General features: G+C 62.0%; 14 protein-coding genes. 2 read left to right on the plus strand and 12 right to left on the minus strand.

The window, feature by feature from the left end:
• Positions 1–75: 75 nt before the first annotated feature.
• Complete coding sequence (locus KQI17_RS11030; protein WP_216496281.1) at positions 76–792, minus strand: pseudouridine synthase; 717 nt, start codon at positions 790–792, stop codon at positions 76–78.
• 109 nt (positions 793–901) lie between these two features.
• Here KQI17_RS11030 and KQI17_RS11035 point away from each other — a divergent pair, with 109 nt between their 5' ends.
• A complete protein-coding gene (locus KQI17_RS11035) occupies positions 902–1,339 on the plus strand; it encodes a DUF4830 domain-containing protein (protein WP_216496282.1) in 438 nt (145 codons plus the stop codon).
• A 103-nt stretch (positions 1,340–1,442) separates the two neighbouring features.
• On the opposite strand, the gene tuf is transcribed toward KQI17_RS11035, so the two are convergent.
• The 10 genes from tuf to KQI17_RS11085 form a co-directional block, all read right to left on the minus strand.
• Positions 1,443–2,645, minus strand: coding sequence for an elongation factor Tu (gene tuf, locus KQI17_RS11040; protein WP_022017877.1), 1,203 nt, complete (start codon positions 2,643–2,645; stop codon positions 1,443–1,445).
• A 106-nt stretch (positions 2,646–2,751) separates the two neighbouring features.
• A complete protein-coding gene (gene fusA, locus KQI17_RS11045) occupies positions 2,752–4,839 on the minus strand; it encodes an elongation factor G (protein ID WP_216496283.1) in 2,088 nt (695 codons plus the stop codon).
• Between the two features lie 18 nt (positions 4,840–4,857).
• Positions 4,858–5,328 (minus strand): 30S ribosomal protein S7, encoded by a 471-nt coding sequence (gene rpsG, locus KQI17_RS11050; RefSeq protein WP_022017879.1) that lies wholly within the window; start codon positions 5,326–5,328, stop codon positions 4,858–4,860.
• A 135-nt stretch (positions 5,329–5,463) separates the two neighbouring features.
• Positions 5,464–5,880 (minus strand): 30S ribosomal protein S12, encoded by a 417-nt coding sequence (gene rpsL, locus KQI17_RS11055; protein ID WP_022017880.1) that lies wholly within the window; start codon positions 5,878–5,880, stop codon positions 5,464–5,466.
• Between the two features lie 89 nt (positions 5,881–5,969).
• Positions 5,970–6,209 (minus strand): ribosomal L7Ae/L30e/S12e/Gadd45 family protein, encoded by a 240-nt coding sequence (locus tag KQI17_RS11060; RefSeq protein ID WP_216496284.1) that lies wholly within the window; start codon positions 6,207–6,209, stop codon positions 5,970–5,972.
• 206 nt (positions 6,210–6,415) lie between these two features.
• Positions 6,416–10,177, minus strand: a complete 3,762-nt coding sequence (rpoC, locus tag KQI17_RS11065; protein WP_216496285.1) for a DNA-directed RNA polymerase subunit beta' — start codon at positions 10,175–10,177, stop codon at positions 6,416–6,418.
• A gap of 20 nt (positions 10,178–10,197) precedes the next feature.
• Positions 10,198–13,923 (minus strand): DNA-directed RNA polymerase subunit beta, encoded by a 3,726-nt coding sequence (gene rpoB, locus KQI17_RS11070; protein ID WP_216496286.1) that lies wholly within the window; start codon positions 13,921–13,923, stop codon positions 10,198–10,200.
• A gap of 271 nt (positions 13,924–14,194) precedes the next feature.
• On the minus strand, positions 14,195–15,547 hold the full coding sequence (locus KQI17_RS11075) for a hemolysin family protein (RefSeq protein WP_253285797.1): 1,353 nt from the start codon (positions 15,545–15,547) through the stop codon (positions 14,195–14,197).
• Positions 15,548–15,756: 209 nt separating this feature from the next.
• Positions 15,757–16,728, minus strand: coding sequence for an aspartate kinase (locus tag KQI17_RS11080; protein ID WP_216496287.1), 972 nt, complete (start codon positions 16,726–16,728; stop codon positions 15,757–15,759).
• Positions 16,729–16,818: 90 nt separating this feature from the next.
• On the minus strand, positions 16,819–17,259 hold the full coding sequence (locus KQI17_RS11085) for an ACT domain-containing protein (protein WP_022017931.1): 441 nt from the start codon (positions 17,257–17,259) through the stop codon (positions 16,819–16,821).
• Between the two features lie 115 nt (positions 17,260–17,374).
• Here KQI17_RS11085 and ytvI point away from each other — a divergent pair, with 115 nt between their 5' ends.
• Positions 17,375–18,442, plus strand: coding sequence for a sporulation integral membrane protein YtvI (gene ytvI, locus KQI17_RS11090; RefSeq protein WP_216496288.1), 1,068 nt, complete (start codon positions 17,375–17,377; stop codon positions 18,440–18,442).
• A gap of 22 nt (positions 18,443–18,464) precedes the next feature.
• On the opposite strand, the gene KQI17_RS11095 is transcribed toward ytvI, so the two are convergent.
• Positions 18,465–21,023, minus strand: coding sequence for a transglycosylase domain-containing protein (locus KQI17_RS11095; RefSeq protein ID WP_216496289.1), 2,559 nt, complete (start codon positions 21,021–21,023; stop codon positions 18,465–18,467).
• Between the last annotated feature and the right edge of the window lie 306 nt (positions 21,024–21,329).

The raw sequence follows: 21,329 nt of genomic DNA on the forward strand, positions 1-21,329 counted from the left end.
TTTCTTTTTTGTGGAAAGCGTAAAGGATATTGGGACAAGTGTTCAATCTCCCGCAAATTTCGTTGGGCATTTTGTCTACCGCTGAAGCTGCGCCTCCTCTGCTGCCGTCAGCAGGCGGAATTCGCCCGGCGCGAGCGTGTCATCGAGCCGCAGCGACCCCATCGAAAGGCGCTTCAAATACGTCACCGGCTTGCCGCGGGCAGCCAGCATCCGCTTGACCTGATGGAACTTCCCCTCGCGCAGCGTAACGAGACACTCGCTCGTCTCCCCTGCGGCAAGGATCTCCAGTCCTGCGGGCAGGCACTCCAGCCCGTCGCCGAGCATCATGCCCGCCTCGAACGCCGCGCAGTCCTCAGGCGCCAGTCGGCCTGACACGCGGGCATAATAGACCTTATCGACGTGCTTTTTCGGACTGAGCAGCGCGTGCGCCAGCTCGCCGTCGTCCGTCAAAAGCAGCAGCCCCTCCGTATCCTTATCGAGCCGTCCGACCGGAAACACGCCGATCTTGCGCAGCTCCGGCGTGAGCAGGTCCAGCACCGTCCTGCCCCGCCCGTCCTCGGTCGCGCTCAGCACGCCCGCAGGCTTATGCAGCATGACGTAGGTGTACCTTTGGAGCACCAGCTCCTCCCCGTTGACCGCGACGCGGCAGCTCTCCGCGTCATACTTCTCCTCCGCGCTGCCGGCGATCCTCCCGTCCACCAGCACGCGGCCTTCGCGCACGAGCGTCTTGACCTCGCGGCGCGACCAGCGTCCCGTCGAGGCGATGAGCTTGTCCAGCCGTTCCTTCGCCATACCCGTTCTCCTCTGCTTTCACTTTCATTTCTGCGCCCATCCTATCATACTTTGCCCCGTTTGGGAATAGCCTTTTGTGAAAGGGTGTGACGCTGTGTTTATCTGCACGATGAAATATTCCCGCCGCCGGCTGCTCGGCGTTTTGTGGCTGCTGCTGCTTGCCTTTCTCGGCTTTCTCCTGCTTCGCTCATGCGGCTCGGACCGTACCGCTGCCGCCGCAACGAACGAGCAGCGCGTCGCCTACCTGAACTCCCTCGGCTGGCAGGTCGAGCCGGAGCCGGTCGAAACGCTCTCGCTCACCCTGCCCAAGGAGCTGGAGGAGCCCTATCTGAGCTACAATGTGCTCCAGCGCGCGCAGGGCTTTGATCTGGAGCCCTGCTGCGGCAAAACGGTCGAGCGCTGCACCTACACGGTGAAAAACCATCCCTCGGGCAAGGTCTGTCAGGCCGACCTCTACATCTGCGGCGGCGAGATCGCCGCGGGCGATATCCTCTGCACCGGCGAAGGCGGCTTCATTGCGCCGCTGGCCTTCCCGAAGGACGCCTGAGCGCTCACCTTCCCCGCTTCGCTCTCGTTTTCCGGCGGAGCTTCTTCACAGGGCAAAAAGAAAGACAGCCTTTCGGCTGTCTTTCTTCTATCTCATTCAGGAATTAGTCCTTGCACTCGATAACAACACCGGAACCGACGGTACGGCCGCCTTCACGGATAGCGAAGCGGAGGCCCTTCTCGATCGCGATGGGGGTGATCAGCTCAACGTTCATGTCGACGTTATCGCCGGGCATGCACATCTCGGTGCCCTCGGGCAGAGTGATGACGCCGGTGACGTCGGTGGTACGGAAGTAGAACTGAGGACGATAGTTGTTGAAGAACGGGGTGTGACGGCCGCCTTCATCCTTGGTCAGAACGTAGACCTGGCCAACGAACTTGGTGAGGGGGTGGATGGAGCCGGGCTTGCAGAGGACCTGGCCGCGCTCGATCTCGGTCTTGGCAACACCGCGGAGCAGAGTACCAACGTTATCGCCGGCTTCGGCGTAGTCGAGCAGCTTGTGGAACATTTCGATACCGGTGACGACGGTCTTACGACGCTCGTCGGTCAGGCCGATGATCTCGACTTCCTCGCCGAGCTTGAGCTGACCACGCTCAACTCTACCGGTGGCGACGGTGCCGCGGCCGGAGATGGTGAAGACGTCCTCAACGGGCATCAGGAAGGGCATGTCGGCCTTACGGTCGGGAGTGGGGATATAATCGTCAACAGCGTCCATGAGCTCCTTGATGCAGGCATACTCGGGGGCGTTGGGATCGGTGGACTCGGAAACGAGAGCGTTCAGAGCGGAGCCCTTGATGATGGGAATCTCATCGCCGGGGAACTCGTAGCTGGAGAGCAGCTCACGGACTTCCATCTCGACGAGTTCGAGCAGCTCCTCATCGTCGACCTGGTCGCACTTGTTCAGGAAGACAACGATGGCGGGAACGCCAACCTGACGGGCGAGCAGGACGTGCTCGCGGGTCTGGGCCATAGGACCGTCGGAAGCAGCGATGACCAGAATCGCGCCGTCCATCTGGGCAGCACCGGTGATCATGTTCTTGATATAGTCGGCGTGGCCCGGGCAGTCAACGTGAGCATAGTGACGCTTCTCGGTCTCATACTCAACGTGGGCCGTGTTGATGGTAATGCCGCGCTCGCGCTCTTCGGGAGCCTTATCGATGGAGCTGTAGTCGGTGTACTGGGCCTTGCCCTGCATGGCGAGCCACTTGGTGATGGCAGCGGTCAGGGTGGTCTTACCATGGTCGACGTGACCGATGGTGCCGATGTTTACGTGGGGCTTAGTTCTCTCGAATTTCTGCTTAGCCATTAGAGTGATCCTCCTATTATGATTTTTTCATTGTTTTCGGTGTCACTTGCATAACACCATGATTTTACCGTAAATCGAGCTGATTTGCAACTGTTATTTTCGTGCCTCAGCTCATGTGGCGCCCGGTGCGCTGATCGATGATCTTTTCCTGAATGCTCTTCGGGATCTCGATGTAGTGCGAGGGCTCCATCGTGTACTGACCGCGTCCCTGCGTGCGGGAACGGAGGTCGGTGGCATAGCCGAACATCTCGGCGAGGGGAACGAACGCGTCGATCTGCTGCGCGCCGGAGCGGGCCTCGAAGCCTTGGATCTGACCGCGGCGGCTGTTGAGGTCGCCGATGACGTCGCCCATATACTCGTCGGGAACGATGACGCTGACCTTCATGATCGGCTCGAGCAGCGTGGGGCCGGCCTTCTGGCAGGCTTCCTTGAACGCCATGGAGCCGGCGATCTTGAACGCCATCTCCGAGGAGTCGACCTCGTGGTAGGAGCCGTCGTACAGCGTGACCTTGACGTCGACCACCGGATAACCGGCGAGCACGCCCGCGAGCATCGCGCCCTGGATACCGGCATCGACCGCGGGGATATACTCCTTGGGAACGCTGCCGCCGACCGTGGCGTTGACGAACTCGTAGCCCTTGCCGGACTCATTGGGCTCAACGTGGATCTTGACATGACCGTACTGGCCCTTACCGCCGCTCTGGCGGGCATACTTGGTGTCCTGATCGACGGCCTTGGTGATGGTCTCCTTATAGGCGACCTGCGGCGCGCCGACATTCGCCTCGACCTTGAACTCGCGGAGCAGACGGTCGACGATGATCTCCAGATGGAGCTCGCCCATACCGGCGATGATGGTCTGACCGGTCTCTTCGTCCGTGTAGGTCTTGAACGTGGGGTCCTCCTCAGCGAGCTTCATCAGCGCAATGCCCATCTTCTCCTGACCGGCCTTGGTCTTGGGCTCGATGGCAACGCGGATCACGGGCTCGGGGAACTCCATGCTCTCGAGGATGATCGGGTGCTTTTCATCGCAGAGCGTGTCGCCCGTCGTGGTGTTCTTGAGACCGACCGCCGCGGCAATGTCGCCGGAGTAAACGGTCTCGATATCCTCACGATGGTTGGCGTGCATCTGCAGGATACGGCCCATGCGCTCACGAACATTCTTGGTGGAGTTGAGAACGGAGGAGCCGGTGTTGAGTGTACCGGAATAGACGCGGAAGAAGCTCAGGCGGCCGACATAGGGGTCGGTCATGATCTTGAATGCCAAGGCGGAGAAAGGCTCGTCATCGCTCGGCTCACGCTTGTCTTCTTCGTCCGTCTTCGGGTTGATACCCTCGATGGCGGGGATATCGGTCGGCGCGGGCATATAGTCCACAATGGCATCGAGCAGCTTCTGCACGCCCTTGTTGCGGTAGGATGTACCGCAGACCACAGGGATCATCTCGACCGCGACGGTCGCCTTGCGGATCGCTGCGCGGATCTTGGCGGTTGGGATCTCCTTGCCCTCGAGATACATCTCCATGATCTCATCGTCGAACATGGAAACGGCGTCGAGCAGCTTCTCACGGTATTCCTCCGCGAGCTCGCGCATATCCTCGGGGATCTCCTCCACGCGCATATCCTTGCCCATTTCGTCGTAGTAGACGTCCGCATTCATCTCGACCAAGTCGATGATGCCGCGGAATTCGGCTTCCTTGCCGATGGGCAGCTGGATGGGCACCGCATTGCACTTGAGACGCTCGTCGATCATGCGCAGGACGTTATAGAAGTCCGCGCCCATGATGTCCATTTTGTTGACGTAGATCATGCGGGGCACATGGTAGTGATCCGCCTGACGCCAAACCGTCTCGCTCTGCGGCTCAACGCCGCCCTTGGCGCACATGACGGTCACAGAGCCGTCGAGCACGCGGAGGCTGCGCTCCACCTCGACCGTGAAGTCGACGTGGCCCGGGGTGTCGATGATGTTGATGCGATGGTTCTTCCAGAAGCACGTCGTGGCGGCAGACGTAATGGTGATGCCGCGCTCCTGCTCCTGCTCCATCCAGTCCATCGTCGCAGTACCCTCGTGGGTCTCGCCGAGCTTGTAGTTGACGCCTGTGTAGTACAGGATACGCTCGGTCGTGGTGGTCTTGCCTGCATCGATGTGGGCCATGATGCCGATATTTCTTGTTTTCTCCAGAGATACTTTTCTCGGCATAAGATTCTCCTTGCTTTCTTACCAGCGGAAGTGGGCGAACGCCTTGTTGGCCTCGGCCATCTTGTGGGTATCTTCGCGCTTCTTCACAGCCGCGCCGGTGTTGTTGGCGGCGTCCATGAGCTCGCCGGCGAGACGCTCGGCCATGGTGCGCTCACCGCGGGCGCGGGAGTAGGCCGTCAGCCAACGCAGACCGAGGGTCTGACGACGGGCGGGACGAACCTCCATAGGGACCTGATAGTTGGCACCGCCGACACGGCGGGTCTTGGTTTCGAGAACGGGCATGATGTTTTCCATCGCCTGGGTAAAGACATCGAGCGGCTCATTGCCGGTCTTTTCCTTGATGATGTCAAACGCACCGTAGACGACCTTCTGTGCAACGCCCTTCTTGCCGTCGAGCATGATGCTGTTGACGAGCTTGGTCACGAGGACACTGTTGTACATAGGATCGGGCAAAATTTCTCTCTTGGGAACATTACCTCTTCTGGGCACTTTGCTTCCCTCCTTCTTATAATATAGAAATCATAGGTACTCGCGGACGGGGCTTGCCCCGCCGTGTTTCGGCCTGCCAAAGAGGTATCCTTATATGATAAGACCTTTTGGCAAAGCTCTACTTTCATGCAGACCTTACTTCTGCTTCGGGCGCTTCGCGCCGTACTTGGAACGGCCCTGCATACGGCCCTGCACGCCCTGCGCGTCCAGAGTGCCGCGGATGATGTGGTAACGCACACCGGGGAGGTCCTTGACACGGCCGCCGCGGATCATGACCACAGAGTGCTCCTGCAGAGAATGACCGACGCCGGGGATGTAAGCGGTGACCTCGTAGCCGTTGGTAAGACGCACACGGGCGATCTTACGAAGAGCGGAGTTCGGCTTCTTGGGGGTCGCGGTTCTCACAGCGGTGCAGACGCCGCGCTTCTGAGGAGAAGGAAGGTTGGTTTCCTTGTTCTTCAGCGTGTTGAGGCTATACTGCATGGCGGGAGAATTGGACTTGTAGGTGGCCTGCTCTCTGCCCTTGCGGACCAGCTGATTAAAAGTAGGCATTCAAAAGTTCTCCTTTCTGAAAAATTGCGAGCCGGAGGCTCAATTTATTTTTTACAGGATATCGGTAAAATATCCCGAAAAAACCATATTTATCCGTTCAGGAGCGTTACGACCGCGGCGCCGACGGCGATGCCGGCCGCGCTGCCGAGCTGCGCCATCGTGAAGTCCCGCTCCACGGGGACCGACGCGCAGGCGTCCTCGACCCGTCCGGTCACAGCGGGGTCTGCGTCACAGGCAAGAAAGACCTTTCCGGCCCTCCCCTCGCGCAGCGCACGGAGCGATTGCTTCACGCCGACGACCTTTTGGGCGGTGCTGAGCTCTTCTAACACGGCACGCCCTCCTCACGGCATAACAAAATCCGCGAAACAGTCTCGCGCAAGGTAGAATTATAGCATAGTTGTCCCCCACCGTCAAGCGATATTTGCTCTTCGCAGCCTAAAATTTTCTCTGAAATGTACGATTTTTTCATTTTCTTTTCAGTACTAATGTATAAAGGAAGAGCCGACCGGTGCGGTCGGCTCTTCTTCTGCGATATTTAGACCTCTTCGGAGCTCTCGCCCGCCTCAGTCGAGGCGGCCTCGGAGGCCGTTTCGGCGGCTTCGCCGTCATACGGCTCTGCCGCGGTCTCCTCCTCGACCGGCTTTTCGCGGTCGGGGACGATCTCCTCGGCGAACTCACGATAGGCGTTCAGGCCCGCGCCGGCAGGAATGAGCTTACCGATGATGACGTTCTCCTTCAGGCCGAGCAGATGGTCGACCTTGCCCTTGATGGCGGCCTCGGTGAGCACCTTGGTGGTCTCCTGGAAGGACGCGGCGGAGAGGAAGGAGTCAGTGGCGAGGGACGCCTTGGTGATACCCATGAGAAGCTGGGTGGCCTCGGCCTCACGCAGCGGCTCGCCGGTCTCGGCATTGACCTCACCGGCGGCATTGCGGCGCGCAATGTCCTCGTTGGCGTCCATCAGCTCTAGAACGTCGACCATCGCGCCGGAGAGCAGGTTGGTGTCGCCGGATTCCTCCACGCGCACCTTGCGCATCATCTGGCGGACGATGACCTCGATATGCTTATCGTTGATGTCAACGCCCTGCTGACGGTAGACCTTCAAAACCTCCTGAATGAGGTAGTTGTGAACGGCGGAAGCGCCGCGGATGCGCAGCACGTCGTGCGGGTTGAGCGCGCCCTCCTGCAGCTGGCAGCCCTTTTCGATCACGTCGCCGTCCTTCACGCGCAGGCCGGTGTGCGGCACGGAGTAGGTGCGGGTGTCGCCGTCGTCGGCGGTCACGATGATGTTCAGCAGGCTGCCCTTCGTGGCCTCCTCGAACCTGACCTTACCGGCGATCTCGGAAAGCGTCGCCATCTTCTTGGGACGGCGCGCCTCGAACAGCTCCTCAACACGCGGAAGACCCTGCGTGATGTCGCCGCCGGCAACGCCGCCGGTGTGGAAGGTACGCATCGTCAGCTGCGTGCCGGGCTCGCCAATGGACTGTGCGGCGATGATGCCGACCGCCTCGCCGGGGCCGACGGGCTTGCTGGTCGCCAGATTCATGCCGTAGCACTTGGCGCACACGCCAGAATGGGCGCGGCAGGTCAGGACGGTGCGGATCTCGACCTCGTGAATGTCGAACTTCTCAAGCAGATCGGCGTCGGAGGCGTCCATCATGTGATCCTTGGAGATCAGCACCTCGTCGGTGCCGGGCTTGAGGATGTCGTGGACGGGATAGCGGCCGTGGATGCGCTCGGAGAACTTCTCGATGACCTGACCGTTCTCGCTGATTTCGCTGGCGATGATGCCGCGATCCGCGCCGCAGTCGTCGGAGCGGATGATGACGTCCTGGCAGACGTCGACCATGCGGCGGGTGAGGTAACCGGAGTCCGCGGTACGCAGCGCCGTATCGGCCAGACCCTTACGGGCGCCGCGGCTGGAGATGAAGTATTCCAGCACGGACAGACCCTCGCGGAAGTTTGCCTTGATGGGGATCTCGATGGTCTTACCGGCGGTGTTGGCCATCAGGCCGCGCATACCGGTCAGCTGACGGATCTGCTTCATGGAGCCACGGGCGCCGGAGTCCGCCATCATGAAGATGGGGTTGTAGCGGTCCATGTTCTTCTGCAGGGCGTCGGTAACGTCGGCGGTGGTCTTTTCCCACTCGGCGACGACCGCGCGGTAGCGCTCGTTCTCGGTCATGAAGCCCATCTTGAACTGGTCCTCGATGTCCACGACGCGCTGCTCGGTCTCGGCGATGAGGGTGTACTTCTCGTCGGGGATGGTCATATCCGCGATGGAGATGGTGATGGCGGCGATGGTGGAGTTGTGGTAGCCGGTCGCCTTGATGTTGTCGAGCACCTCGGCGGCAACGGTGAAGCCGTGCTTCTTGATGGTGCGGTCAACGATCTTGCCCAGCTGCTTCTTGCCACAGGTGAACGTGATCTCGTAATCGAAGTAATGCTCGGTGGGGTTGCCGTTCTCGTCCACACGCTCGACAAAGCCGAGATCCTGCGGGATGTTGTGGTTGAAGACGATGCGGCCGATGGTCGTATCGACGATCTTGTGGCCCATCGTGCCGTCCGGCAGCGCCTTCTCCACGCGCACGCGGATGGGCTGGTGGGTGCCGATGAGGTGATCCTTGAAGGCGAGCATCGCCTCGTCCTCGTCGCGGTAGACGTTGAGGTGCGTGTTCGCGCGCTCCTCGTCGGTCAGCTCGCTCAGGCTCTTGCCGGCGAGGGAGAAATCGACGTTGGACGGCCAGAACTCGTCGTTGTCGAGCTGGCTCACGCCGTTTTCAAAGCGGTCGAAGGTGAGGTAGTAGGAGCCGAGCACCATATCCTGCGTCGGAACGGTGACGGGGCCGCCGTCCTGCGGACGCAGGAGGTTGTTGGCGGAGAGCATGAGGATGCGGGCCTCGGCCTGCGCCTCGGCGGACAGAGGAACGTGAATGGCCATCTGGTCGCCGTCAAAGTCCGCGTTGAACGCGGTGCAGTTCAGCGGGTGCAGCTTGAGCGCGCGGCCCTCGACGAGCACCGGCTCGAACGCCTGGATGCCGAGGCGGTGGAGCGTCGGCGCGCGGTTGAGCATGACGGGGTGATCCTTGATGACGAAGTCCAGCGCGTCCCAGACCTCCGGGCGGCCCTTATCGACCATCTTCTTGGCGGACTTGATGTTGTTGGCGGCGCCGTCCTCCACGAGCTTCTTCATGATGAACGGGCGGAACAGCTCGAGCGCCATTTCCTTCGGCACGCCGCACTGATAGATCTTCAGCTCGGGGCCGACGCAGATAACGGAACGTCCGGAATAGTCGACGCGCTTGCCGAGCAGGTTCTGACGGAAGCGGCCCTGCTTGCCCTTGAGCATATCGCTCAGGCTCTTGAGCGCGCGGTTGTTCGCGCCGGTGACGGCGCGGCCGCGGCGGCCGTTGTCGATCAGGGCGTCCACAGCCTCCTGCAGCATACGCTTTTCGTTGCGCACGATGATGTCGGGCGCCTTGAGCTCCATGAGCCTCTTGAGGCGGTTGTTGCGGTTGATGACGCGGCGGTAGAGGTCGTTCAGGTCGCTGGTCGCGAAGCGGCCGCCGTCGAGCTGGACCATCGGGCGGATCTCCGGCGGAATGACCGGCAGCACGTCGATGATCATCCACTCGGGCTTGTTGCCGCTCAGGCGGAAGGCGTCCACGACCTCCAGGCGCTTGACGATACGCGCCTTCTTCTGGCCGCTCGCGCCCTTGAGCTCGGCGTGGAGCTGCTCGGAGAGCGCTTCGAGGTCGATCTGCTGCAGGAGCTTCTTGACGGCCTCGGCGCCCATGCCGGCGTCGAAATCGTCCTCATACTTCTCGCGCATATCGCGATACTCTTTTTCGCTGAGGATCTGGTTGCGGATCAGCGGCGTCTCGCCGGGGTCGGTGACGATATAGGCCGCGAAGTACAGCACCTTCTCCAGAATACGGGGGCTGATGTCGAGCAGCAGGCCCATGCGGGAGGGGATGCCCTTGAAGTACCAGATATGGGAAACGGGCGTCGCCAGCTCGATGTGGCCCATGCGCTCGCGGCGCACCTTCGCGCGGGTGACCTCGACGCCGCAGCGGTCGCAGATCTTGCCCTTGTAGCGGATCTTCTTATACTTGCCGCAGTGGCACTCCCAGTCCTTGGTCGGCCCGAAGATACGCTCACAGAACAATCCGTCGCGCTCGGGCTTGAGGGTGCGGTAGTTGATGGTCTCGGGCTTTTTGATCTCGCCGTGAGACCACTCACGGATCATTTCGGGAGAAGCGATACCGATCTTGATGGCGTCAAACGTTGCGTAACTCATAATTCATGCTCCTCCTTTTCTCAATACTCGTCTTTGTCGTCGGCAAGGTCGGCCTCGACCTCGTCGTCGGGAACGTATTCAAAGCCTGCGTCCTCCAGCTCCGCCTCGTCAGCGAACGGGTTGCGGCTGCGCTCGTCGTCTGCATCCATGCGGGCGAGGTTGAAGGTGTCGAGCGCATCCTCGTCCTCCTTGAGCTCGATCTGGTTGCCGTCGCGGTCGAGCACCTGAATGTCGAGGCAGAGAGACTGCAGCTCCTTGACCAGGACCTTGAAGGACTCCGGCACGCCGGGCTGCGGGACATTGTGGCCCTTGACGATGGCCTCGTAGGTGCGCACACGGCCGGTCACATCGTCGGACTTGACGGTCAGGATCTCCTGCAGCGTATAGCTCGCGCCGTAGGCCTCGAGCGCCCAGACTTCCATTTCGCCGAAGCGCTGGCCGCCGAACTGCGCCTTGCCGCCGAGCGGCTGCTGCGTGACAAGGGAGTACGGGCCGGTGGAACGGGCATGGATCTTATCGTCGACCAGATGGTGCAGCTTGAGGAAGTAAACGTAGCCGACCGTGACCTTGTTGTCAAAGCGCTCGCCGGTGCGGCCGTCGTACAGCCAGCTCTTGCCCTCGGGATCGAGGCCGGCAAGCTGGAGCGCTTCGGAAATATCCTTATCGGTCGCGCCGTCGAAGATGGGCGTGGCGACCTTCCAGCCGAGCGTCTTGGCGGCGTAGCCGAGATGGACCTCGAGCACCTGGCCGATGTTCATACGGGACGGAACGCCGAGGGGGTTCAGAACGATGTCGAGCGGGGTGCCGTCGGGCAGGAAGGGCATATCCTCCTGCGGCAGAACGCGGGAGACGACGCCCTTGTTGCCGTGGCGGCCCGCCATCTTGTCGCCGGGCTGGATCTTGCGGCGCTGCGCGATGTAAACGCGCACGACCATGTTCACGCCGGGGCCGAGGTCGTCGCCGTTCTCGCGGGAGAACACCTTGGCGTCGACCACGATGCCGCTCTCGCCGTGCGGCACCTTGAGGGAGGTATCGCGCACCTCGCGCGCCTTCTCGCCGAAGATCGCGCGCAGCAGGCGCTCCTCCGCGGTCAGATCGGTCTCGCCCTTGGGCGTGACCTTGCCGACCAGAATGTCGCCGGCGTGAACCTCCGCGCCGATGCGGATGATGCCGCGCTCGTCGAGGTCCTTGAGAGCGTCCTCGCCGACGTTGGGAATGTCGCGGGTGATCTCCTCGGGGCCGAGCTTGGTGTCGCGGGAGTCGAGCTCATACTCCTCGAGGTGGATGGAGGTATACAGGTCCTCGCGGACAAGGCGCTCGTTGAGGAGCACCGCGTCCTCGTAGTTGTAGCCCTCCCACGTCATGAAGCCGACGAGGATGTTGCGTCCGAGCGCCAGCTCGCCCTGATCGGTGGCAGGGCCGTCCGCCAGCACGGTGGGGTCGACGGTCTCGCCGTTTTCATTGACATACTTGCCGTGCACGCGCTCGCCGACGTCGACGATCGGGTGCTGGTTGATGCAGGTGCCGTGGTTGGAGCGCAGGAACTTGGTGAGCTTGTATTCCTTCGTCTCGCCGTTGTCGTAAGCCACGGTGATGGCGCGGGCGTCCATCTTGGTCACGACGCCGTCGCCCTCGGCGAGGACGGCGACCTCGGAGTCCATGCAGATCTTGTGCTCCATGCCGGTGCCGACGATGGGAGCCTCTGGGCGGAGCAGAGGAACGGCCTGACGCTGCATATTCGCGCCCATCAGGGCACGGTTCGCGTCGTCGTTCGGCAGGAACGGGATCATCGCGGTCGCGATGGAGACCATCATGCGCGGGGAAATGTCGATGTAATCGACGCGGTCGCGGTCGACCTCGACGATCTCGTCGCGGTGGCGGCAGGTGATACGCGGGTTGACGAGGCAGCCGTTCTCATCGACCGGCTCGGCCGCCTGACCGACGATGAACTGATCCTCAACGTCGGCGGTCATGTAGGTGACCTCGTCGGAGACATGGCCCGTCGCGTGATCGACAGCGCGGAAGGGCGCCTCGATGAAGCCGTATTCGTTGATGCGGGCGTAGGTCGCAAGGTAGGAGATCAGGCCGATGTTCGGACCTTCGGGGGTCTCGATGGGGCACATACGGCCGTAGTGGCTGTAATGGACATCGCGGACCTCCATGTTCGCGCGCTCACGGGAAAGGCCGCCGGGGCCGAGCGCGGAAAGACGGCGCTTGTGCGTCAGCTCGGCGAGCGGGTTCGTCTGATCCATGAACTGGGACAGCGGGCTGGAGCCGAAGAACTCCTTGATGGCCGCGGTGACCGGACGGATGTTGATAAGGCTCTGCGGCGTCACGATGTCGAGGTCCTGAATGGTCATGCGCTCGCGGATCACGCGCTCCATGCGGGAAAAGCCAATGCGGAACTGGTTCTGCAGCAGCTCGCCCACGCAGCGCAGGCGGCGGTTGCCGAGATGGTCGATATCGTCCTTCGTGACGATGCCGTGCGCCAGCGCGTTCATGTAGTTGATGGAGGCGAGAATATCGTCCGCAAGGATATGCTTGGGCGCAAGGCGGTCGGCATTGTCGCGGATGGCTTCCTTGAGCTCCTCGCCCTCGTACTTCGCCAGCAGCTCCTCGAGCACGCTCTTGCACACGCGCTCCTTGATGCCGCACTCGGCGACGGGGTCGAAGTCCACGAAGCGGGAGAGGTCGACCATGTTGTTCGAGAAGACGCGCAGCGTCTTGCCGTCGAGGTCGAGCGTCACGTCGTTGACGCCGATGGCGTCAAGCTCGCGGGCCTCGTCGCTGGTCATGACATGGCCGGCGTCAAAGAGGATCTCGCCCGTGCGCGGGTCGGCGACGGGATAGGCGAGCTTCTGGCCGTGGATGCGGGTCCACAGGGAGAGCTTCTTATTGAACTTGTAGCGGCCGACCATGGACAGATCATAGCGGCGCGGATCGAAGAAGAGGTTCTTGATCAGGCTCTCGCTGGCCTCGACCGTGGGCGGCTCGCCCGGACGGAGCTTGCGGTAGATCTCCAGCATGGCCTCCTCATAGGTCTTGCAGGCGTCCTTCTCCAGCGAGACCTTGATGCGGTCGTCGTCGCCGAAAAGGTCGAGGATGCCCGTGTCGGTCTTGAGGTCGGCGTACTGCTCGGCCTGACCGCCGATGGCGCGGATCAGCTCGGTGATGGGGATCTTGCGGTTCTTGTCGATGCGGACCCAGAACACCTCGTTGGTGTCGGTCTCATACTCCAGCCATGCGCCGCGGTAGGGGATCACGGTGCTGGTGAGCAGGGGCAGGTCGGTCTTGAGGTCGATCTCCTTGCCGTAGTACACGCCCGGGGAGCGGACGATTTGGCTGACGACCACGCGCTCGGCGCCATTGATGACGAAGGTGCCGGACTGGGTCATGAGCGGGAAATCGCCCATGAAGATCTCCTGCTCCTTGATCTCCTGCGTCTGGTTGTTGTACAGCCGCACGTTGACCTTGAGCGGAGCGGCGTAGGTGGCGTCGCGCGCCTTGCACTCCTCCACGTCGTACTTGGGGGCCTCATCCATCTTGTAGCCGATGAAGCTCAGCTCAAGATTGCCCGCGTAGTTGGTGATCGAGGCGACGTCGGTGAACACCTCCTGCAGTCCCTCGTCGAGGAACCACCGGTAGGACTTCTTCTGGAGCTCCAGAAGATTCGGCATCTCCATGATCTCCTCATGTCGAGCGAAGTTTTTGCGAAGGGTCTTGCCGTACATCTTGTCTTTGGCCATTTTTGCTCTTCACGCCTTTCCTTTCCCGCCGGTCTGTCTCCGGCGGGGAATGTATTGGTGTGCCGCGCGACACGCACGGCTTTGTTGATAGAAATATTGCATTTGCTCTTGTGCTTTTTTGTTTCCTGTGCTATCCTTGTGGCAATGGGTGAGGGTTCGCTTTGCGCATACTCTCACATATAAGCGCCTTATTTTATCAAAGTCAAGCACGTAAGTCAAGTGCTTTCTGCAAAAAAACAGCAGCTTTTTCAAGCTGCTGTTTCTTTTTTGTTTATTTCTCCTGCTCCTCGGGCGTTTCCTCCTCCGGGAGCCGTGAGACCAGCGCCCATTCCACGCGGCGTTCGTTGAAGCTCTGCACCTCGATGTGCAGGCCGCAGGCGTCCACCGTGAACTGGCTGCCGTCCTCGGGAATGAACGAGAGCTGGGCAAACACCAGTCCGCCGAGCGTGTCGGACTCCTCGTCCTCGGGGAACTGCACGCCCGTCGCCTCGGCGACGCGCTCAAGCTCGCACGAGCCTGCCACACGCCAGAGATTGTCGCCCACCTTTTCGATGTCCTTTTCCTCCTGCGGGTCGAACTCGTCATAGATGTTGCCGACGATCTCCTCGAGAAGATCCTCCATCGTCACCAAGCCGCTCGTGCCGCCGTACTCGTCCACCACGATGGACATGTGCACCTTCTTGCTCTGCATATCGCGGAACAGCACGTCCGTGCGCACGGACTCGGGCACGAAATACGCGGGGCGCAGCAGCTCACGCATGGGCTTGGGCGCCTCCGCCTGCGCGTTGAGCAGATACTCGCGCGTGGAGAGAATGCCGATGATATCGTCCGCGTTCTCCTCGTAGACCGGGAAGCGGGACAGGCCGGACGAGCGGATCGTCGCGAGGATCTCCTCACGCGTGTCCTCGACCCACAGCATCACCATGTCGGTGCGGTGGATCATCACGTCCTCGGCGGTCGTGTTGTTGAATTCAAAGATGTTGTCAATGAGCTCTTTCTCATTGGACTCGATTGCGCCGCGCTCCTCGCCGAGGTCCACCATCATGCGGATCTCGTCCTCGCTCACGTCCTCCTCATCGGCCTTGGGGTCGATGTGCAGCAGGCGCAATACGCCGTTCGTGGACTTGGAGAGCAGCCAGATGACCGGTCGGAACACCGCCGCCACGCTCGTCACCGCACCGACCGTGAAGCGGGCGACCGCTTCGGTCTTTTTCATGGCGATGCGCTTGGGCACCAGCTCGCCGAGCACAAGGCTGAAGTACGAGAGCACGATGGTGATGAGCACCACCATGATCGTGTTGAGCGTCGAGGTGGGAATGGCCGTGAAGCCCTTGTCCACCGTCAGCCAATGCACGAGCGGATCGGAAAAGCTGTCCGCCGCGAAGGCCGAGGACAGGAAGCCGGCGAGTGTGATGGCGATCTGAATGGCGGAAAGAAAGCTGTCCGGCGCCTGCATGAGCACAAGCAGCTTCTTCGCCTTCTTGTCGCCCTCCTCCGCCTGCTTGCGCAGCTTCGTTTCCGAAAGCGAGATGACCGCGATCTCCGCCGCGGCAAAGAATGCGTTGATGAGAATAAGTATGACCAGTACCAGAATTTTTGGCAATAACGGGTCAGCAGGGTCCAAGTAGATAACCTCCTAAGCATCCGGCCTGTTGAGATTGGCTGCTCGCGCAGCGCAGACCGGTTTAGCGTAGGATAACATATTCCCGTCGAAATTGCAACGGATTCTTTTCTGCGGATGAAAAATCCGTTTTTTTCGCCATCGGTCAACAGGGGCAGGCACAGGAAAGGGCGGTTTGCGGCGGCCTTCGCCGCGCAAACCGCCGCTTTCCCTCACCACGGCACAAGCGCGTCGTGTACGGCGCAGAGCGCCGCGTCCTCGTCGTCCCGCTTCACCAGCAGCGTGACGCGCTGCTCGCCCTCCTCGAGTCCGAGGACCGTAATGCCCGCCGTCTCCAGCGCCGAGACCGCCGCACGGATCGCCGCGAGCGACGGCAGCGCGCGCCCGATGGCCGTCACGCGCGTGACCTCCCCGCGGCGCGAGCGCGTGACGCCCGTGACCTCCCCGCTCTCCGCGCGGGGCACGACGAGCGTGCCGACGCTCCCCTCCTCGCACGAGCGCACCTCGACGGTCACGCCGTGCCTTGCCGCCAGCGCGACCGAACGGTCATGGAGCACCTGCGCGCCGTTCGCGGCAAGGCGGAGCATCTGGTCGCAGGAGACGGCGGCGAGCCGCCGCGCCGTCGGGCACACGCGCGGATCGGTGGTATAAACGCCGTCCACGTCCGTATAAATGATACAACGCTCCGCGCCGAGAAAGGCCGCGAGCGCCACGGCGCTCGTGTCGCTGCCGCCGCGCCCGAGCGTGGTGACGTCTCCCGCCGCGTCAACGCCCTGAAAGCCTGCCGCGAGCACGACGCGCCGCTGCGCCAGCTCCTGCCGGATGCGCTCCGCGCCCACGCTTCTCACGTTCGCGCCGCCGTGCGTGCCGTCCGTCCCGACCGGCACCTGCCAGCCGGAGAGCGAGACTGCCGGCACACCGAGCGAGGCAAGCGCGATCGCGCCGAGGGCCACGCTCGCGGTCTCCCCCGTGGCGAGCAGAGCGTCCAGCTCACGCAGCGGCGGTTCCTCCGTCAGCTCGCGGGCGCGCGCGAGCAGCGCGTCGGTCGTGTCGCCCTGCGCGCTGAGCACGACCACCACGTCGTCCCCCTGCTCCCAGGTGCGCCGGACGATCCTCATGGCGCGCAGCAGCCGCTCGCGGTCACGCACGCTGCTGCCGCCGAATTTCTGTACGATAAGGCCCATAGCAGCCCCCTTCTCTACCCAGCAAAAAAATGAGTCGGCAAACTGCAAGCAGTCTGCTGACTCATTGTATGCCGTACCCTCCCTGCGGGTTCAGCCCGCAAGGATCTCAAACTTGACCACGCCCGCCGTCTCCGCAGCGCTGGCGATGAGCTCCTCGAGCGATTCGCGCATATCGCTCGTCTCCGCCGAGATGGTCACGGCGGCGCAGCCGTTTGTCGGGATGCTCTGGTTGATGGTGAGTATATTTGCGCCCGAACCGGCAAAAATAGAAAGAACGTTGCTCAGCACGCCCGGGTTATCCTTGAGCAGAGCGTAGAACGTGATGATGCGTCCGGTCTTCATGTCGTTGAAGGGCTGCACGCTGTCGCGATACTTATAAAAGGCGCTGCGGCTGATGCCGACCTGCCTCGCGGCCTCGCCCGCCGTGCTCACCTCGCCCGCGTGAAGCATCCGCTTGGCCTCGGCGACCTTGAGAAAGATCTCCGGCAGCGCATCCGCAGCGACCAGATAGAATTTTGTCTTTTTCCCCATGTCCCGTTCTCCTCCCGTGGGCATTTGTCCTTTTATGGAGATATGATACCATAACGATCCACAGAGAGCAAGTAGCTTTTTCCTATAACATTCGACAGGAAGGAGGCCGGTCTTTTTGCAGAGCGAACAAAAAAAGGAGTTTTTGCTCACCGGCGCCTATTATGCCGTGCTCGCCGCAGCGCTCTATCTCTTTCTCCGCTATCTTCTCTGGTGGCTGCTGCCCTTTCTTCTCGCGTTCGCCGCGGCCCGCGCGATGGAGCCGGTCATTCTCCTCCTGCGGCGGACCGTTCATTTCAAGCGCGGCTTCTCCGCCGCGCTGCTGACGCTCTTTCTGCTCTTTCTCCTCGGCGGTCTCCTCTCGCTGCTGCTCTCGGCGCTTTTCACCGAGGCGACCGCCTTCCTCACCCAGCTCCCGACGCTGCTCGACGCGCTGCCCGCGCTGACCGGCGGACTGCTCGATCGGCTGCGCGCCTACGGCGCGCTCTGTCCTGACTGGCTGCGGGAGCTTCTGACCGCCGAGCTCTCCGACTGGGCGGCCTACGGCAGCACGGCGCTCGCCGGTCTCGCCTCCCGCGCCCTCGCCCTGCTCGGCTCGATGGCCGCCGCCGTGCCGGCGCTGGTACTCTTCGCCGCAACAACGCTGCTTGCCGTCTTCTTCCTCGCCGCCTCCTATCCCACGCTCTGCGCGGCGGCGAAACGCCGCCTGAGTCCTCGCGCGCAGCAGCGGCTGCGCTTCTGGCGTGACGGCGTGACGCACTCGCTCACGCGCTGGCTGCGCGCACAGGCAATCCTCTGCTCCCTCACCTTCTGCCAGCTCCTCGCCGGCTTCTGGCTGCTGGGCGAGCGCTACTCCTTGCTCGCCGCCTTTCTCATCACGCTCGTGGACGCGCTGCCGGTATTCGGCACCGGAACGGTGCTTATTCCATGGGCACTCGCCGAGCTGCTGCTCGGCTCGATGCCGCGCGGGGCCGCGCTCGTCATCCTCTACCTCTGCACACTCACCGTGCGCAGCATCACCGAGCCGAAGCTCGTCGCCGCGCAGGCGGGGCTGCCGCCCATCGCCTCGCTCATGGCGATGTACCTCGGCGCCCGCGCCTTCGGCGTAGCGGGCATGGTGCTCTTTCCATTGCTCCTGCTGCTCGCCGCCCAGGTGCTGCGTACAAAAAAGGAAGGCTCGATGTGAGCCTTCCTTTTTCCGTTCAATTTTACGCCGCGGTGTTGAGCAGCCAGTTGAGGAAATCCGTTCCCCGCTCCGGCGACACCTCCTCCGATCCCTCCGGATCGGTCGGGTCGGTCGGGTCGGTCTCGCCGGCCGGAACCCAGTTGCCGTTCTCGTCGTAATAGCCCTCGCCCGGCGTCGGCTCCGGCTCGACGTACTGGTGGAGCGTGCAGGGGCCGAGCATCATCAGATCGCTGAACACGCTGCCGCTGTCGTTCGCCTGAACGGGCTTGCCCGCAGGGATCACAAACGTCGGATCGGCGGCCTGCTGCGCGGCATACGCCTCGTACTCCGCCGCGCTCAGCGGCAGGAGGATCGTCGTGCGCTCATAGCCCCACGCCGCCGTCAGATTCTCAGTCGTGAAGTCGATCGCATTCACGCTCTGCACACACTCGGCGGGACAATACTCGGTCGCGAGCTTGCCGCTCTCGGTGCAGAGGTTCACCGCCACATGACCGTCGCACACCAGCGCGGGCGCGTTGCTCGCCGCCACCCAGACCGTCTGCACATCGGTGCAGCCCGGGCCCTGCAGAAGCCCCGTGCGGGTGCAGACCGTCACCTGCGTCATGTCGGCGGTACTCCCATTGAAATTCTGATTGGGCAGGTTCTCGTGCGCCTCGCTCATGGCCTTCTTCCACAGCTGCGCGGCGGGATTGCCGTTCGCGCGGATGCTGGCATTATGGTTGTAGCCGATCCACACCGCCGCGGTGTAGTACGGCGTATAGCCGACGAAGTAGCGGTCATAGTTGCTGGAGGTCGTACCGGTCTTGCCGGCGATGGTCATGCCGGAGAAGGCCGCCTCGGTGCCGGTGCCGCTGCGCACCACGCCCTTGAGCAGCTCATTGATCGAGTACGCGGTGGACTCCTTCATCGCCACCCACGACTCCTGCTTGTTCTCCAGCACAAGGTTGCCCTTGTTGTCGCGCACCTCGATGTAGGTGCGCGGCCTTGTATACACGCCGTTGTTGGCAAAGGCGGAGTACGCCGCCGCCATCTCGACCGTGTTCACGCCGTAGGTCAGGCCGCCGAGGCCGAGCGCTGCGGAGTTGAGATCGCTGTTGACCAGCGTGGTGAAGCCGAGGTTCTGCGTCATGAAGTCGTAGGACACGGACGGAGAGAGCGCCTCGAGCACGCGCACCGCCGTGGTATTGGTGGACACGCGCAGCGCGGTCTGGAGCGTGATAAGACCCTTGTAGCCGCTGTAGGAGTTCTTCGGCCACGCTTTTTCCGTGCCGTTCTCGTTCGCCTGCAGGCGCACGGGATAGTCGTCGAGCACCGTCGCCGGCGTGATGATGCCGGTATCCAGCGCGGGCGCGTAGACCGCGATGGGCTTGATGGCACTGCCGCAGGGGCGGGTGGCGGTCGCGTAGTTGAAGAGGAAGCGGCCCTCGCGCTCGCCGACGCGGCCCGCCATCGCCACGATGTTGCCCGTGGCGTTGTCGATGACAGTCATGCCGGACTGCAGCTGCTCGCCCTTGGACGAGGTATAGGGCAGGTTGCTCGTATCGGCGTAGACCTTCTCCACGATGCTCTGCAGCTCGGGGTCGATGGTCGCGTAGATCTGATAGCCTCCGGTGTAGAGCAGCTTCTTGGCGACCTCCTCAGAGTAATTCTTCTCGCGGTGCAGCGCGTCGACCACGTCGTTGAAGACCTGCTCGACGAGATACGGATCGAACTCCTCCGCGGCGGTCTCCGCCACCTTCTCCTTCGAGCTGTCGGAGGGCACATAGTTGTCGTCCCACACGAACACCAACGGCTCGTTGACCGCCGCCTCGTATTCCGCGTCGTCCAGATAGCCGAGCTCGTGCATCTTGTCGAGCACCGTCTCCTGCCGCTCCTTGTTCTTCTCACGGAAGGTCTTGCCGCTGTCGAGCGTGCCCTGACGGGAGGGGTCGTAGAGGTAGGGGTACTGCGTGATGCCGACGATGGCCGCGCCCTCGGCGACGGTCAGGTCCTTGGCGTCCTTGCCGAAGTAGTTCTCGGCGGCCGCCTGAATGCCGTAGGAGCGGTTGCCGAAGTAGACGAGATTGAGGTAGAATGTCAGCGTCTCCTCACGCGAGTAATTCTTATAGAAGCGCAGCGCCTGGAAGATCTCCGTCACCTTGCGCTTGATGGTCGGCTGATCGTTGCCGGTGGCGTTCTTGATGACCTGCTGGGTGATGGTCGAGCCGCCGCGCTGCGTTCCGCCGCCGGTGAGCATGGTGAACACCGCCTTGCCGGTCGATTTCCAGTCCACGCCGTGATGCTGGAAGAAGCGCTGGTCCTCGATGGACACCAGAGCCTGCCAGACATGGTCGGGGATGTCGGAAAATTCAATGTTCGTGCGGTCCTCGGTGCCGTGGATCTTCTGCAGCTCCTTCCACTCGCCCGTGCTCTTGTCCTGATAATAGATGACCGAGCTCTGGTTGAGCGTGATGGCGCTCATATCCACGTCCAGCACCGGCTCGAGCGTGGTGTGGACATACTTCATAAAAATGCCGAAGAACATCAGCGCCGTGCAGACGCCGATGGCCAGGAGCGTGCCGAGCACCTTCAGCGCCGTCATGCCGGCGCCGCTCCTTCTGTGGTTTCTTCGAGGCGCACGGGCGGCTTCGTGTTTCCCTTCCATTGCGCTACCTCCTTTTGCAAATTGAAAAAGCGGAGCTCCGCTTTGCTGTCTTTTGACAATAGGCAATTTATTGTAATACAAAATCGCGCAGATGTCAAACTTGCATTGCGCTTGGAAATGCGCTTGTTGATTTACACTGCTAATAGAACGCCTCGGCCCGAGGTGAACACATAAAATCTACATCTGAAAGTGAGTGTGAAATCAATGAAAATTCGTATCTGTGGCAAGCGTGTGATGAAGGGC

Source organism: Oscillibacter sp. MSJ-31 (assembly GCF_018918025.1).
In the GTDB taxonomy this organism is placed as follows: Bacteria; Bacillota; Clostridia; order Oscillospirales; family Oscillospiraceae; genus Hominicoprocola.

Coding starts and splice junctions, on each gene's coding strand:
- KQI17_RS11030 (WP_216496281.1), bottom strand. CDS start 792: ATGGCGAAGGAACGGCTGGACAAGCTCATCGCCTCGACGGGACGCTGG.
- KQI17_RS11035 (WP_216496282.1), top strand. CDS start 902: ATGAAATATTCCCGCCGCCGGCTGCTCGGCGTTTTGTGGCTGCTGCTG.
- tuf (WP_022017877.1), bottom strand. CDS start 2,645: ATGGCTAAGCAGAAATTCGAGAGAACTAAGCCCCACGTAAACATCGGC.
- fusA (WP_216496283.1), bottom strand. CDS start 4,839: ATGCCGAGAAAAGTATCTCTGGAGAAAACAAGAAATATCGGCATCATG.
- rpsL (WP_022017880.1), bottom strand. CDS start 5,880: ATGCCTACTTTTAATCAGCTGGTCCGCAAGGGCAGAGAGCAGGCCACC.
- rpoC (WP_216496285.1), bottom strand. CDS start 10,177: ATGAGTTACGCAACGTTTGACGCCATCAAGATCGGTATCGCTTCTCCC.
- rpoB (WP_216496286.1), bottom strand. CDS start 13,923: ATGGCCAAAGACAAGATGTACGGCAAGACCCTTCGCAAAAACTTCGCT.
- KQI17_RS11080 (WP_216496287.1), bottom strand. CDS start 16,728: ATGGGCCTTATCGTACAGAAATTCGGCGGCAGCAGCGTGCGTGACCGC.
- KQI17_RS11085 (WP_022017931.1), bottom strand. CDS start 17,259: ATGGGGAAAAAGACAAAATTCTATCTGGTCGCTGCGGATGCGCTGCCG.
- KQI17_RS11095 (WP_216496289.1), bottom strand. CDS start 21,023: ATGACGGCGCTGAAGGTGCTCGGCACGCTCCTGGCCATCGGCGTCTGC.